The sequence below is a fragment of the Pseudothauera nasutitermitis genome (assembly GCF_004801295.1).
Lineage (GTDB): Bacteria > Pseudomonadota > Gammaproteobacteria > Burkholderiales > Rhodocyclaceae > Pseudothauera > Pseudothauera nasutitermitis.
Window position 1 is genome coordinate 515,543 of the sequence record NZ_SSOC01000004.1, and the last position, 14,907, is coordinate 530,449.

Here is a 14,907-nt window from a genome sequence, read left to right on the forward strand (position 1 = left end):
CCAGCCGATGCTATGGCGTCCGGCGGAGCTTCGTCCTTCCGCGGAATTGCGTGGTGTGGCGTGATATCGGGCACGCGACGTCCATGTCGTTCACATTTTTTCGCTGAACGGCCCTTTTCTTAAAAAATTCCTAATAACTCTAAAAATCCCCTAAATCCGCTTGGGCAGTATCCGCTCTTGCAGGCGCGTCGTCTCGACGCGCCACGAGATCGGAACGATTCATGCTGGATTGCAAGCCAAGCCCGGGTACGCGACCGTCCCTGACCTGCCTGCAGCGTACCCCGCGCTGGCAGTCCGGGTCCGCACCCCACTCGTATCGCCGAGACCTGGGGGTCGCCGCGTCGCAATATCTGGGCCGCCGGACAGGCCTGTTCGGTGCCGACGCGCTGCTGGGCGGTGGGTCGCGTGGTCTGGCCATGCTGTTGCTGGCGATGCTGACGGGGTGCGCGACCCAAGGGCCATACCAGGCGACGCCTCTGGAGGCGCCCGAGTCCTGGACCATGCCTGCTGCGGAGGCGGCGCTGGCCACGCCCAGCGATGAGTCCTGGTGGCGCCAGCTCAACGACCCCGCGATCGATGTTCTGGTGGACGCTGCACTGGCCGACAGCCCCAGCATCGCGCAAGCCATCGCCAAGGTCGACGAGGCGCGTGCCTTGCTCGGTGCCACCTCGGCGCAGCGCATGCCCTCGGTGGCTGTCAACGGCTATGCCACGCGGGCCCGCAGCCTGGAGACCGACAGCCCCACGGGCACGATCCTGAGTACGCAGAACGGCATCGGGCCCGAGCTGTCCTGGGAGATCGATCTTTTCGGCCGGGTGCGCAACTCGGTCGAGGCCGGCGCGCTGCGGATCCAGGCACGCGATGCGGACGCCAAGGCAGCCCGGCTGGCGCTGACCTCACAGATCGGCGACTTGGTGCTGGCCTTGCGCGCCTGCGAGTTGTCCATCGCCGTGTTGCACGAGGAAATCGACTCGCGCGAAAACACACTGGCGCTGACCCGCCGGCGGCTGGAAACCGGCTTCGTCGCCCCCATTGAAGAGGCTCGGGCGCAAAGCGGCCTGGCCACCGCGCGCACAACGCTGGCCACGCGCCAGGAAGCCTGCGCACGCCACATCAACGCATTGGTTGCCATCACCGGTCAGCCACGCGGCACTGTACAAGCGGTGGTGGCCGTGGACACGCAGGCGGTCAGCGTGGCGCAGCGGGTCACGGCCATCCCGTCTGCGCCAGTCGTGCAACTGGCGTTGCCGGCTACGGTCCTCGCAGCCCACCCGGCCGTCGTCGCCGCCGAACGCGAAGCGGCCGCGGCGTGGTCGGAGATCGCGGTCGCGCGCGCCGAGCGCCTGCCCCGGCTCAATCTGGCGGCTGCGCTCAGCGGGCAGTGGTTACGGGCCGCCGGCCAGTCCCTGAGCGAGACCGTCTGGTCTCTCGGCCCGACGCTTGGCGCTCCTGTCTTCGACGGCGGCCGCGGTGCCGCCAATGTCTCGGCCGCCCAAGCCCGCCATCGCGCCGCCGAGGCCAACCTGCGCCTGGCGGTTCGCGCCGCTGCACAGGACGTCGAGAACGCCATGGCCGCCATCGAATCGGCCACTGCGCGCCGGCGCAGCACGCTGGACGCCGTCACCGCCGCGCAGCGCGTGCTGGACGCGACGCAGGCGCGCTGGAACGTCGGTGCCGTGAGTTTGTTCGAGGTCGAAGATGCGCGTCGCCAGCTGGCCGACGCTCAAGACAGCGCCATCGCCGCTGCACACGACAGCAATCGTGCCTGGATCGCCCTGGTGCGCGCCTCCGGCCACGCCAGCGCGGCCACGCCTGGTGGGGCGCTGTCATGACAACGTCCATGCCATCTCCGAAGCTCGCCGCGTCCGCAGCGGCATTGCGGCGCCGCCGGATCACCTTCGTCCTGGCGGGCGCCGCCCTGTTGGTGCTCGGTGCCGCCGCCTGGGGCTTCATGTCGCGCGCCGCCCCGCCGGCCCCGGCGCACAGCCTGGCTTCACTGTCGGTGACGGCCACGGTCCCGCGCGAAGCACAGTGGGCCAGAACCATCGAGGCCAGCGGCGTGGTCGCTCCCTGGCAGGAAGCCATCATCGGCGCACAGACCTCCGGGCTGAGCATCGCCCGGCTCGAGGTCGCGGTCGGTGACGTGGTGCGGCGCGGCCAACTCCTGGCTCGCTTCGACACGTCCACGCTGCGCGCCGAAGAGGCGCAGCTATTGGCTGCGCTCACACAAGCGCAAGGCGTGGCGGCACAGGCGGATGCCAACCGTGCGCGCGCGCTCCAGCTCCAGGGCAGCGGCGGCATCAGCGAGCAGGAGGTGCAGCGCTACGTTACCGAAGCCATCACCGCCAAGGCCCAGGTGGCGGCCGCGCAGGCCCAACTGGAGGCCAAGCGGCTGCAACTGCGCCAGGCCGACGTGGTCGCGCCGGATGATGGCGTGATCAGCGACCGCACCGCCACGCTGGGTGCGGTCGCCAACAACGGCCAGGAGCTGTTCCGCCTGGTGCGCCAGGGGCGGCTGGAATGGCGCGGCGAATTCACCGCTACGCAGATCGCCGGCATCGCCGTCGGCCAGGACGTCACCCTGCAACTGCCCGAGGGTCAGTCCGCCAAGGCCCGCGTACGTCAGATCGCGCCGCTTCTGGACACGCGCTCGCGGCTGGGGCTGGTGTATGCGGACATCGAGCCCGGAAGCCTGGCGCGCGGCGGCATGTACGTCGATGGCCGCATCGCGCTCGCGTCCAGCGCAGCCCGGGTGGTTCCGGCATCGAGCGTGGTGGTGCGCGACGGGCGCAGCATCGTCTTTCGCCTGGAAAGCACGGGAAAGGAATCCAAGGTCCAGGCCCAGTCGGTGACGGTGGGCCGTCGCCAAGGCACCGAGGTCGAGATCCTGGACGCACTTACCGGCGGTGAACGCATCGTTGCCCAGGGGGCCGGCCTGCTGGCCGATGGCGACACCGTGCGGGTCGAGCCGGATCCGAGCGAGGCATCGGCCTCCGCGTCGGCGGGAGGGGAGCGATGAACTTCGCCACCTGGTCCCTGCGCAACCCCATCCCGGCCGTCCTGCTGTTCATGCTGCTGACGCTGGCAGGCTTGTACGGCTTCCGGCAGTTGCCGATCCAGGCCCTGCCGGACATGGACCTGCCCTCTGTCAACGTGACGCTGTCCCAGCCCGGCGCTGCGCCGGCCCAGCTTGAAACCGAGGTGGCACGCAAGGTGGAGGACTCCATCGCCACGCTCAGCGGACTGCGCCACACGCGGACCACGATCACCGATGGCCAAGTCCATATCCAGGCCGAATTCGCGCTGGAGAAGCCGCTGTCCGATGCGCTGATCGAGACCAAGGATGCCGTCGACCGGGTGCGTTCGGACCTGCCGACGGATCTGCTACAGCCAGCCGTCAGTGCCCAGACGGTCAGCAGCAGCCCCATCCTGACCTATTCGGTCAGTTCCGAGACCATGGACGAAGTCGCGCTGTCCTGGTTCGTGGACGACACGTTGAGCAAGACCTTGTTCAACGTGCCGGGCGTGGGCGGGGTGAAGCGGCTGGGCGGCGTGCAACGCGAGATCCGGGTGGACGTCGACCCGGCACAGATGAACGCAATGGGGGTCACCGCAGCCGACGTCTCGCGCGCGTTGCGCCGCACCCAGCAGGATTCCTCGGGCGGACGCGGCCAACTGGGTGGCGAAGAGCAGTCGCTGCGCACCGTGGCCACGGTGCGACGGGCCGACGAACTGCGCGCCATGCCGGTCATTCTCGCCACCGGGAGCAAGGTGCGCCTGGATCAGGTCGCCTCGGTGCATGACACCGCCGCCGAACGCAACCAGGCGGCGCTTCTGGACGGCAAGCCCGTCATCGGCTTCAGCATCCAGCGCACCAAGGGCTTCGACGAAACCCGCATCGCCGAAGGGGTGGCCGAGGCACTCCAGCAGCTCCAGGCCGAGCACACGTCCCTGCGGATCACCCCGATCTCGGGCAGCGTGGCCTACACGCTCGAACAGTTCCAGGGTTCGATGGCGATGCTCTACGAGGGCGCGCTCCTGGCCGTACTGGTGGTCTGGCTGTTCCTGCGCGACTGGCGCGCCACGCTGGTCGCCGCCTCGGCGCTGCCGCTGTCGATCCTGCCCGCCTTCGCTGCGATGTGGTGGCTGGGCTACTCGCTCAACACCCTCACGCTGCTGGCGCTGGCGGTGGTCGTCGGCATCCTGGTGGACGACGCCATCGTCGAAGTCGAGAACATCGAGCGCCACCGGCGCATGGGCAAGCCGATCATGCAGGCCACGGCTGACGCGGTCAACGAGATCGCGCTGGCGGTGATCGCCACCACGGCGACACTGGTGGTGGTGTTCGTGCCCACCACGCTCATGGGCGGCGTACCCGGCCTGTTCTTCAAGCAGTTCGGCTGGACCGCGGTCATCGCCGTGCTCGCCTCGCTGATGGTGGCGCGCCTGATCACCCCCATCATGGCCGCCAAGCTGCTCAAGCCCGGCACGCACGCGGCCAACGAGCAGGACGGCCCCTTGATGCGCCGTTACCTGCGGGTGGTGGACTGGAGTCTGCACCATCGCGGCAAGACCATGGCCGCGGCTGCGGCCTTCTTCGTCGGCTCGATGGCGCTGCTGCCCTTCATCCCCACGGGGCTGGTACCCCCGTCGGATCGGGGCTTCACCACGGTGACGCTGGAGCTGGCACCGGGCAGCGCCCTCAATGACACCGTGGCCACGGCCGAGCGGGTACGCGCGGTGGTGAGCCAGTTGCCCGGCGTGCGGAGCGTCTTCACCACGGTCGGGGCCGCCGAGAGCGGCAGCGATGCGCAGGTGAGCGACGTGCGCAAGGGCGAGCTCACGCTGGTGCTGACCGATCGCAAGGAGCGCGCCGTCCAGTCCGAGATCGAACAGACCGTGCGTGATGCGCTGGAGAAGATCCCCGGTGCGCGCTTCACCGTCGGCGGCGGCTCTGGCGAGCAGCTGCAAATGATCCTCGCCAGCGACAACGCCGGCGCGCTCAGGACCGCCGTGGATGCTTTCACCCGGGAACTCCGGGCGGCCGGCCTGTCCGGTGTGCGCAGCACGGCCAGCCTGGAGCGCCCCGAGATCGTGGTACGGCCGGATCTCAACCGGGCAGCCGAACACGGCGTGAGCAGTGCCGCCATCGGCGAGCTGATGCGTACGGCCACCAGCGGCGACTTCGACTCCCAGCTGTCCAAGCTCAATCTGGACAACCGCCAGATCGGCATCCGGGTGCGCGTGCCCGACAGCGTGCGCCAGGACATCGCCGCGTTGTCCGGCCTGCGCGTGGCGTCGCGCGATGGCCTGGTCCCGCTCTCCAGCGTGGCGGCCTTCGCCGTGGAGAGCGGCCCGGCACAGATCGACCGCTACGACCGCCAGCGCTACGTCACCGTGACCGCCGACCTGGGCACCCGCTCGCTGGGCGAAACCCTGGCCATCGCCAATGCGCTGCCTTCGGTACAGAACATGGCACCGGGCGTCTCGCTGATGCAGGCGGGCGACGCCGAAGTGGCCGCAGAGCTGTCGTCCGGCCTGGCGCTGGCGATCGTGACCGGCATCCTGTGCATGTTCTGCGTGCTGATCCTGCTGTTCAAGGACTTCTTCCAGCCGATCACGATCCTGTCGGCGATCCCGCTGTCCCTGGGCGGTGCCTTCATTGCGCTGCTGCTGGTGGGCAGCGAGCTCGACGTGCCTTCGATGATCGGCCTGGTGATGTTGATGGGCATCGTCACCAAGAACTCGATCCTGCTGGTCGAGTACGCGGTGCTGGCGCGTACCGAGCACGGACTCTCGGTGATCGATGCCCTGCTCGACGCCTGCCACAAGCGCGCCCGTCCCATCGTCATGACCACCGTCGCGATGATCGCCGGCATGTTGCCGATCGCGCTCGGCTTCGGTGCGGACGCCAGCTTCCGCCAGCCCATGGCGATCGCCGTGATCGGCGGCCTGATCACGTCGACGCTGTTGAGCCTGGTCATCGTGCCGGCGGTGTTCAGCTACGTCCACGACTTCGAGACATGGCTCGCACGGCGATTCACGAACCCCCGCTCACCCAGCGATCTGGCGGATGGAGCAGCAAACGGATCGACGCCCTCCGGCACTTCCTTCCCCCAAGGAGGGCATCCATGAACTTGCCTCGTGAGCGCATGACTGCGAACAGGGACCCGCCGCGGTAACCAGCAGGCCGCCTGACATGGAATGAGCCCACGCCCATTCATGCCTGCGGCCAACAGTAAAGAGCAATGAGACTTTCCCCCTAACGCATCACAGAAAGGACCACCCCATGTCTCAACACAAGAACTCCCGTCATCCGCTGGCCTCGTCCAAGCTGAGCCTCCTCGCCACCCTGGCGCTCGCCACCGCAGGGGTACCGGCTGCCTTCGCGCAGGAAAGCCAAGCCAAGGACGGCAATGGCTGGCAAGCCCTGGGCATCGGCGCCGTCGTGCTCGACAAGCCCTACCGCGACTTCGACCGCGAAGTGCTTCCGCTCCCCTTGATCTCCTACGAAAGCAAGTGGATCAGCGCCACCGTGCCCACGTTCGACTTCAAGGCCTACTCGACGGAGAACTTCTCCTTGCGCCTGCGCGCCCGCTGGGCCGGCGATGGCTACGAGGCCAAGGATTCTCCCGTCCTCACCGGCATGGAGGAGCGAGATTCCAGCCTCTGGGCCGGCGGCGCGCTGACTTGGAAGACGGGTTTCGCGAACCTCAGCGGTGAAGTGCTGGCCGATGCCATGGGCAACAGCAAGGGCACGCGCGCCAAGGTGCAGATCGACCGTCGATTCGCGGCCGGCAGGTTTGGCTTCACCCCGCGCCTGGCCGCGGAGTGGGTCGACGACAAGTACGTCAACTACTACTACGGCGTGCAGCAATCCGAGGCCCTGGCCAACCGGGCGTTCTATGAGGGCAAGGCCACCACGAACGTGCAGTTCGGCCTGCGCATGGACTACTCGCCGTCGCGCCACCATTCGATGTTCGTGGACGTCGGCGCCACGCGCTTCGGCAGCTCCGTCAAGGACAGCCCGCTGGTGGACAAGACCACGGGAACCACGCTGGCAGTCGGCTACGCCTACCGCTTCTGACGCGCTCATCAACCCCACCGCCATGGGCACTAGCTGCCTATGGCTCAGGAGAACTCGGAATGAAGACTATCCAATCCCTTTTGCTGGCCGCGATCGTGCTGGGCACCAGCGCGTGCGCCAGCAATGCTGTGAAGCAAGCACCGGCAACCGGGCTGAGCGACGCCCCCTCGACCTCCGCGACACTGGCCGCATCCGCGGTCGAGGCGCCACCAGCCGCCGTCGCCATCACACCGCTCTCCGCAGACACCAACGCGACAACCGGCACGGCTGCGGATGCCATCGCGTCCCCAGTCGCCGCGTCCACCCAGACGACGCAGATCAGCGCTAACGCGCCCGAAGCGATGACGCAGGCCGAGCAGGAAGCCGAGGCACTGTATGCCACCCCAGCGGTGCGCGACCCCTGGGAAGGTTTCAACCGCAAGATGCACAGCTTCAACAACGTGCTGGACCGCTTCGTCCTCCGGCCGGTGGCCGTGGGCTACGACAAGATCACACCCGATCCCGTGCAATCTGGCGTGTCGCGCTTTTTCAGCAATCTGCGCCTGCCCGCCACTGCCATCAACCAGGCGCTTCAGGGCCGCCCGGGGGACGCCGGCCAGTCGCTCGGTCGTTTCGTCGTCAATTCCACGGCCGGCATCGGCGGGGTATTCGATCCGGCAAAGCACATCGGCATGCCCAAGCCTGATGGCGAGGATCTGGGCCAGACATTGGCGACGTGGGGCTGGCGGGACTCTCGCTACCTGGTGATGCCGATCATGGGCCCTCGCACGGTACGTGACGCACTCGGCGGCTTGGGCGACCAGCAGCTTTCTGTCATCAACCAGATCGATAGTTCAAGCGTCGCCGACAAGCTGCAGATCATGCAGATGGTGGATGTTCGCGCGCAATTGCTCCCGACAGACCAGATGCGCAGGGACGCGATCGACGACTACACCTTCGTGCGAGACGCCTGGGCACAGCGGCGCAATCGCCAGATCGAACAGGACCTGCGAGGCAACCGCGTCGATTGACGCGCTTGCTTCAGATCGGCAGCGCGCCGTTGTGGCGCGTGCCTGCTCTCGTACATCGGCGCGGGCGTGCTGTGCGGTGACCGACTATGCGCGGTCCAGTACGTGCTGCCACAGACCAAGGATGAATCTTTGATATGACTCCAGCACGCAAGAAGCAGTTGGTGCTTCTGACGCTATCGGTGGCCCTAGCCAGTGCCGCCTACCTCGCCTGGATCCTGCTCAGGTCGAGCAGTCCCGGTGAGGGCTTCGTCAGTGGCAATGGTCGTATCGAGGCGACCGAGATCGATCTGGCGACCAAGCTGGCCGGTCGCCTTGAAGAACTGCTCGTGCGCGAAGGCGACTTCGTCACCACCGGCCAACCGCTGGCCCGCATGCAACTGGACGCCTTGCGTGCGCAGCGCGACGAGGCGTTGGCGCATCAGGAGCAGTCCGAGCAAAACGTCTCCGCCATGGAAGCCCAAGTCGCGCTGCGAGAAAGCGACCATGCCGCAGCGCAAGCGCTGGTCGTCCAGCGGGTCGCTGAACTGGACGGGGCCAAGCGGCGACTCGACCGAACCCGAACACTGGCCCAGGACGGTGCCGCGTCAGGGCAGCAGCTCGACGACGACCGCGCCAGCGTGTACAGCCTGGAGGCCGCCGTGGCTGCCGCCAGGGCGCAGTCCACAGCGGCTCAAGCGGCCATCACTGCGGCCCGCGCCCAACTTGTTGGCTCCCGCTCCTCGGTCAAAGCCGCCACGGCGACCCTGGCACGCGTGCAAGCGGACATCGACGACAGCGCCCTGACCGCTCCCCGCGATGGACGCATCCAGTTCCGCGTCGCCCAACCCGGCGAAGTGCTGGGAGCCGGTGGGCGTGTGCTCAACCTGCTCGACCTGTCGGATGTCTACATGACTTTCTTCGTGCCCGAGACCGCGGCCGGACGCATCGCGCTGGGCAGCGAGGTGCGCATCGTGCTCGACGCCGTCCCGGACACCTACATCCCCGCCACCGTCTCCTTCATCGCCAGCCAGGCGCAGTTCACGCCCAAGACCGTCGAAACGGCCAGCGAGCGCACCAAGCTGATGTTCCGCGTGCGCGCGCAGATCGCTCCGGAGTTGCTGCGCCGCGACCTGGAGCAGGTCAAGACCGGGGTGCCGGGGGTGGCCTGGATCAAGCTCGACCCGGACGCCGCCTGGCCGAAGGCGCTGTCCACCTCGGCGGCCGAGTAAGGCATGGCCAACGGCACCGCGTCGCCGGTCGTGCGCCTGCAGGGCGTCCATCTGCACTACGGCAAGCTCGAGGCGCTGGCCGGCATCGACCTGGACGTGCCGGCCGGCTGCATGGTCGGCCTGATCGGCCCGGACGGCGTGGGCAAGTCCAGCCTGTTGTCGCTGGTCTCCGGCGCTCGCGCCGTCCAGGGCGGCACGATCGAAACCCTGGGCGGTGACATGCGCAGTCGGCGCCACCGTGAGCAGGTGTGCACGCGCATCGCCTACATGCCGCAAGGCTTGGGCAAGAATCTGTATCCCACCCTGTCGGTGGAGGAGAACCTGCAGTTCTTTGCCCGCCTGTTCGGCCACGATGCGGCCGAGCGGCGACGGCGCATCGACGCGCTGACGCGCTCCACCGGGCTGCATTCCTTCCTCGACCGACCGGCCGGCAAGCTCTCGGGTGGGATGAAGCAGAAGCTAGGGCTGTGCTGCTCCCTGATCCACGACCCTGACCTGCTGATCCTCGATGAGCCGACCACCGGCGTCGATCCGCTGGCCCGCTCGCAGTTCTGGGACCTCATCTCACGCATTCGCCGCGAGCGCCCCGGCATGAGCGTGATCGTCGCCACCGCCTACATGGACGAGGCCCAGCGCTTCGACTGGCTGGTGGCGATGGACGACGGCAAGGTGCTCGACAAGGGCACCCCGGCCGAGCTGCTCGGCCGCACCGGCACCGATTCACTGGAGGCGGCCTTCATCCAGTTGTTGCCGGACGAAAAGAAGCGCGGCTACGCGCCGGTCGAGATTCCGCCGCTCGACGCCCCCGAGGACGACATCGCCATCGAGGCGCAGGACCTGACGATGCGCTTCGGCGACTTCGTTGCGGTCGACAACGTCTCCTTCCGGATCCGCCGCGGCGAGATCTTCGGCTTCCTCGGCTCCAACGGTTGCGGCAAGTCGACCACCATGAAGATGCTGACGGGCCTGCTGCCGGCCAGCGAAGGCCGGGCCTGGCTGTTCGGCCATGAAGTCGATCCCAAGGACCTGGATACCCGCCGGCGGGTGGGCTACATGTCGCAGGCGTTCTCGCTGTACGGTGAACTGACCGTGCGCCAGAACCTGGAGCTGCATGCGCGGCTGTTCCACGTGCCCGAAGCCGACATCCCGGCCCGGGTGGACGAGATGATCGCGCGCTTCGATCTGCACGCCTCGCAAGACGCGTTGCCGGACGGCATGCCGCTGGGCATGCGCCAGCGCCTGTCGCTGGCCGTGGCGATGGTGCACAAACCGGAACTGCTGATCCTGGACGAGCCCACCTCGGGCGTGGACCCGATCGCGCGCGACAGCTTCTGGCGGCTGCTGATCGAACTGTCGCGGCGCGACCGGGTGACGATCTTCATCTCCACTCACTTCATGAACGAGGCCGAGCGCTGCGACCGCATGTCGATGATGCATGCAGGCAAGGTGCTCGACAGCGACGTGCCGGCGCGACTGGTCGAAAAGCGTGGTGCCCAGACACTGGAGGAGGCCTTCATCGGCTACCTGGTCGAGGCTGGCGGAGGCACGCCCGAGCCCGACGAGGACGCGAAGGCACCAGCGTCGCAGACACCCGATGCATCCCTCACTCATGTCGCCATCCCCAGACGCTCCGGCTTCAGCCTGCAGCGCATGCTCAGCTACCTGTGGCGCGAGACGCTGGAACTGCAACGCGACCGGGTGCGCGCCACGCTGGCGCTGGGCGGCTCGCTGATCCTGCTGATCGTGATCGGCTTCGGCGTCAGCAACGACGTCAACAACCTGCGCTACGCGGTGCTCGACCGCGACCAGACCACGCTCAGCCGCAACTACGCCCTGGAGTTGTCGGGCTCGCGCTACTTCACCGAGCGGCCGGCGATCACCGACTACGCGGAGATCGACCGGCGCATGCGCAGCGGCGAGCTTGCACTGGCGATCGAGATCCCGCACGGGTTCGCGCGCGATGTGCAGCGTGGCAAGCAAGTCGCCATCGGCGCATGGTTCGACGGCTCCATGCCGCAGCGCGCCGAGACGGTGCAAGGCTACATCCGCGGCATGCACCAGCACTGGCTGGCCGACCAGGCCCGCATGCAGGCCAGTACGACGACGCGCACAGGCGAAATCACAGTGCAGGGGCGCTACCGCTACAACCCCGACGTCAAGAGCCTGCCCGCCATGGTTCCCGCGGTGATCCCGATGCTGCTGCTCATGCTGCCCGCGATGCTGACGGCACTGGCGGTGGTGCGGGAGAAGGAGATCGGCTCGATCATCAACCTCTACGTGACGCCGGTGACCCGCACCGAGTTCCTGCTGGGCAAGCAGCTTCCCTACGTGGGCCTGGCGATGATCAACTTCGCGCTGATGCTTCTGCTGACTGTCACCGTCTTCGGCGTGCCGGTCACCGGCAGCGTGCTGGCGCTGACGCTGGCGATGCTGATCTATTGCGTCTGCGCCACGGGCATGGGGCTGCTGGCCTCGGCCGTGACCAAGAGCCAGATTGCGGCGATGCTGATCGCGATGGTCGGCACCATCATCCCGGCCACCAAGTTCGGCGGCATGTCCGATCCGGTGTCCTCCCTGGAAGGGGTCGGCCGCCTGATCGGCGAGATCCACCCGGCCAACTACATGTTCACCATCAGCCGCGGCGCCTTCAACAAGGCGCTGGACTTTGGGGATCTGGTGTCTTCCATGTGGCCGATGCTGCTCGCGGTCCCGATCATCCTTGGCGCCTCGATCGCGCTGCTGAAGAAGCAGGAGCGCTGAGATGAGGATGCTGGCAAATGTCTACCGCCTGGGCGTCAAGGAGTTGTGGAGCCTGCGCCGCGACACGGCGATGCTGGTGTTGATCGCCTTCACCTTCACCTTGTCGGTGTACTCCTCGGCATCCTCCACGCCGCCGACGCTGAACAACGCGCCGATCGCCATCGTGGACGAGGACCATTCACAGCTGTCGCAGCGAATCATCTCGGCCTTCTATCCACCAGAGTTCAAGTCGCCGGTGCTGATCTCCCACGCCGAGGTGGACGAGGGCCTGGACAAAGGCACCTATACCTTCGTGCTGAACATCCCGGTCAATTTCCAGCGCGATGTCTTGGCCGGGCGTGGGGGCGAAGTCCAGCTCAACACCGACGCCACGCGCATGAGCCAGGCCTTCCTGGGCAGCGGCTTCATCCAGCAGATGGTAATGGGTGAGATCGACGAGTTCGTCAATCGGCACCGCAGCCAGACCACCCCGCAGATCGACCTGGAGCAGCGGGCCCAGTTCAACCCCTCGCTGGACAAATCCTGGTTCGACAGCCTGTCGCAGATCGTCAATCAGATCACGATGATCTCCATCATCCTGACCGGCGCAGCGCTGATCCGCGAGCGCGAGCACGGCACCATCGAGCATCTGCTGGTGATGCCCGTCACGCCCACCGAGATCATGCTGGCCAAGATCTGGTCGTCGGGACTGGTGGTGTTGGTGGCCTCGATCCTGTCACTGAACCTGGTCGTGCGCGGCCTGCTGGGCGTGCCGGTACAAGGCTCGCTGACGCTGTTCTTCATCGGCGTCGCGCTGCATCTTTTCGCCACCACCTCGATGGGCATCTTCATGGCGACGGTGGCGCGCAACATGCCCCAGTTCGGCATGCTCGTGGTGCTTACGCTGCTGCCGCTGCAGATGTTGTCGGGCGGCAGCTCGCCGCGCGAGAGCATGCCCGAGTTGCTGCAGAACATCATGCTGGTCGCGCCCACCACGCACTTCGTCGAACTGGGGCAGTCGGTGCTGTTCCGCGGCGCCGGGCTGGAAGTCGTATGGGTGCAGTTGCTGTCACTCGCGTTGATCGGCACCACCCTGTTCACGCTGTCCCTGCTGCGGTTTCGCAAAACCATTGGGCAGATGGCGTGATGACGACTCGACCGCATCAGGCGGATCCATCCCACGCAGCGGCGCCGCGATGCGCGCCGTGGTCGACGGCCGACGCATCGCCACTCATTCCAACCACGCGGGCCGTCAGTACTTGGCTTGCCAATACAACAAGGACTCTTGAGATGTACGGCAGACTGCATCACCCGATCGACCACAGCAGTGACTCGCGGCATGTACTGCCTGAGGTAGGCGCCAAAAGGAGCCAGGAGGCGGCGCGTAACGCATCGAGTCGACGTGCTGATGCGTAGGCTGGTGAAATGTTGGCGCACACAGCGACTGCGCGCCGCCAGGGCCACAGGCGTGCTGCTCGCGATCGCCGCGGGTGCGGCGGCCGGAGAGACAAGCCAATGCGCATCCAATCCAACGCGGCTGGCTGACCAGTCGACGCTGAATTTCCGCATCGATAACGACCTGTTCGGCGGGCTGGGCCAGGACCAGGGGTATTCCAATGGGTTTCTGGTGACTTGGGTCTCGCCCAACCTCGGCGACTACGTGGATGACCCCTGTCTTCCCGCCAGCATGCGACGGCTCAACCGCTACCTGGAGTGGCTCAATCCTGCTGGTTTCGACGAACAGAACATGACGATGGGCATTGGACAGCTCCTGTTCACGCCCACCGATCGGACACGCACCGACCTTATCCGCGATGACCGCCCTTATGCCGCCGCATTGCTGTATGGCTGGGGTTACAACGCCCGGCGTGGCGACCATCTGCGGACCTCACAGGTGCGTATCGGCATGGTCGGCCCCTCGGCGAAAGGCCGGCAGGTCCAGGACTGGTGGCACGGGATCATCGGCACGGATCGCTTCCAGGGATGGGGGAACCAACTGCGCGATGAACCCGTGTTCCAGATCCTGCACGAGCGCCGCAACCGGATTGCTCGACACGAAAGCCCCAGTGGGTGGGGCTGGGATGCCATCGGGCACTGGGGTGGCAGCTTTGGCAACTTTGCCACCTACGCCAACGCTGGCGGCGAGTGGCGTTTCGGATATCGCTTGCCGGATGACTTGGGCACGGCCCCCCTGCGGCCCGGCGGCGAGAACATGTCCCCCGTACGCGTCCATCCGACCCAGATGTGGAACACCCACCTGTTCGTGGCCCTCGATACACGCTGGGTGCTTCGTGACATCACGCTCGACGGCAACACCTTCAAGACAAGCCACAGCGTCGACAAGCGCCCCCTGGTGGCTGACCTCGGCTACGGCGTCGCAGTCACCCGCGGGACCTGGCGCTTTGCCTTCGCCCGCTACCACCGCACCCGCGAATTCAACGGACAGCGCGAAGTACCCACCTACGGCACGGTCACGATAGGAAAGCGATTTTGACCGGGAACCTCCATCCATGCCCTTGCAGCACCTCGACGAGCAGATGCAGACAAGCTGTCTAGCTCGTCCCCTAACCCCTCGCGCTGACGCAAGTTATTTTCAAGGAGAAGAACCATGACAGTCAGGATTGAAGATAAGCATATGGCGACCCGGATGACCTGCGGGACGCTCAGCCCACCATGGCGTCGAGTGCACAGGTGCCAGATCGCCAGTCGGTAGCAAAGGCGATCGACACAAGTTCGAGTGCCAATGACGATGACTCAAGAGCATCGCCATTGGCATTCAAGCTGGTGCTCATGGTGCCGGACGGCACACAGACTTTGGCAGGCGTTGCCCACGCGACTGCTCATTCCAAATTTGAACTTTCAC

Annotated in this window: 10 protein-coding genes; 9 read left to right on the forward strand and 1 reads right to left on the reverse strand. The window is 66.7% G+C overall.

What is annotated here, in order from left to right; translation table 11 throughout:
- The first annotated feature begins 221 nt into the window (after positions 1–221).
- From E6C76_RS12760 to E6C76_RS12800, 9 genes are all read left to right on the forward strand, one after another.
- On the forward strand, positions 222–1,832 hold the full coding sequence (locus E6C76_RS12760; protein ID WP_211090212.1) for an efflux transporter outer membrane subunit: 1,611 nt from the start codon (positions 222–224) through the stop codon (positions 1,830–1,832).
- Between the two features lie 8 nt (positions 1,833–1,840).
- Positions 1,841–3,019, forward strand: coding sequence for an efflux RND transporter periplasmic adaptor subunit (locus E6C76_RS12765; protein WP_136348591.1), 1,179 nt, complete (start codon positions 1,841–1,843; stop codon positions 3,017–3,019).
- Positions 3,016–6,135 carry an efflux RND transporter permease subunit gene (locus E6C76_RS12770; protein WP_136348592.1) on the forward strand — a complete coding sequence of 1,040 codons (3,120 nt, stop codon included), beginning with the start codon at positions 3,016–3,018 and terminating at the stop codon, positions 6,133–6,135. Before E6C76_RS12765 ends, E6C76_RS12770 begins: the two co-directional genes overlap by 4 nt.
- Before the next feature lie 154 nt (positions 6,136–6,289).
- The gene (locus tag E6C76_RS12775; RefSeq protein ID WP_136348593.1) at positions 6,290–7,087 is read left to right on the forward strand and encodes a MipA/OmpV family protein; all 798 of its coding nucleotides are present in this window, start codon (positions 6,290–6,292) and stop codon (positions 7,085–7,087) included.
- A 59-nt stretch (positions 7,088–7,146) separates the two neighbouring features.
- Entirely contained in the window at positions 7,147–8,097 is a 951-nt protein-coding gene (locus E6C76_RS12780; RefSeq protein WP_136348594.1) for an MlaA family lipoprotein, read from the forward strand.
- Between the two features lie 179 nt (positions 8,098–8,276).
- Entirely contained in the window at positions 8,277–9,305 is a 1,029-nt protein-coding gene (locus E6C76_RS12785) for an HlyD family secretion protein (RefSeq protein ID WP_456320496.1), read from the forward strand.
- Positions 9,306–9,308: 3 nt separating this feature from the next.
- Complete coding sequence (gene rbbA, locus E6C76_RS12790; protein ID WP_122228625.1) at positions 9,309–12,065, forward strand: ribosome-associated ATPase/putative transporter RbbA; 2,757 nt, start codon at positions 9,309–9,311, stop codon at positions 12,063–12,065.
- Between the two features lies 1 nt (position 12,066).
- Positions 12,067–13,191, forward strand: coding sequence for an ABC transporter permease (locus E6C76_RS12795; protein ID WP_136348596.1), 1,125 nt, complete (start codon positions 12,067–12,069; stop codon positions 13,189–13,191).
- Between the two features lie 321 nt (positions 13,192–13,512).
- A complete protein-coding gene (locus tag E6C76_RS12800; protein ID WP_230976259.1) occupies positions 13,513–14,538 on the forward strand; it encodes a lipid A deacylase LpxR family protein in 1,026 nt (341 codons plus the stop codon).
- Positions 14,539–14,707: 169 nt separating this feature from the next.
- Here E6C76_RS12800 and E6C76_RS22570 read toward each other — a convergent pair whose 3' ends face one another.
- Complete coding sequence (locus tag E6C76_RS22570; protein ID WP_269140167.1) at positions 14,708–14,836, reverse strand: hypothetical protein; 129 nt, start codon at positions 14,834–14,836, stop codon at positions 14,708–14,710.
- Positions 14,837–14,907: the final 71 nt, after the last annotated feature.

What these genes read in the sequence shown, in the direction of transcription:
- E6C76_RS12765 (WP_136348591.1), top strand. Translation starts at nt 1,841, where the DNA reads ATGCCATCTCCGAAGCTCGCCGCGTCCGCAGCGGCATTGCGGCGCCGC.
- E6C76_RS12795 (WP_136348596.1), top strand. Translation starts at nt 12,067, where the DNA reads ATGAGGATGCTGGCAAATGTCTACCGCCTGGGCGTCAAGGAGTTGTGG.
- E6C76_RS12775 (WP_136348593.1), top strand. Translation starts at nt 6,290, where the DNA reads ATGTCTCAACACAAGAACTCCCGTCATCCGCTGGCCTCGTCCAAGCTG.
- E6C76_RS12780 (WP_136348594.1), top strand. Translation starts at nt 7,147, where the DNA reads ATGAAGACTATCCAATCCCTTTTGCTGGCCGCGATCGTGCTGGGCACC.
- E6C76_RS12770 (WP_136348592.1), top strand. Translation starts at nt 3,016, where the DNA reads ATGAACTTCGCCACCTGGTCCCTGCGCAACCCCATCCCGGCCGTCCTG.
- rbbA (WP_122228625.1), top strand. Translation starts at nt 9,309, where the DNA reads ATGGCCAACGGCACCGCGTCGCCGGTCGTGCGCCTGCAGGGCGTCCAT.
- E6C76_RS12760 (WP_211090212.1), top strand. Translation starts at nt 222, where the DNA reads ATGCTGGATTGCAAGCCAAGCCCGGGTACGCGACCGTCCCTGACCTGC.
- E6C76_RS22570 (WP_269140167.1), bottom strand. Translation starts at nt 14,836, where the DNA reads ATGAGCACCAGCTTGAATGCCAATGGCGATGCTCTTGAGTCATCGTCA.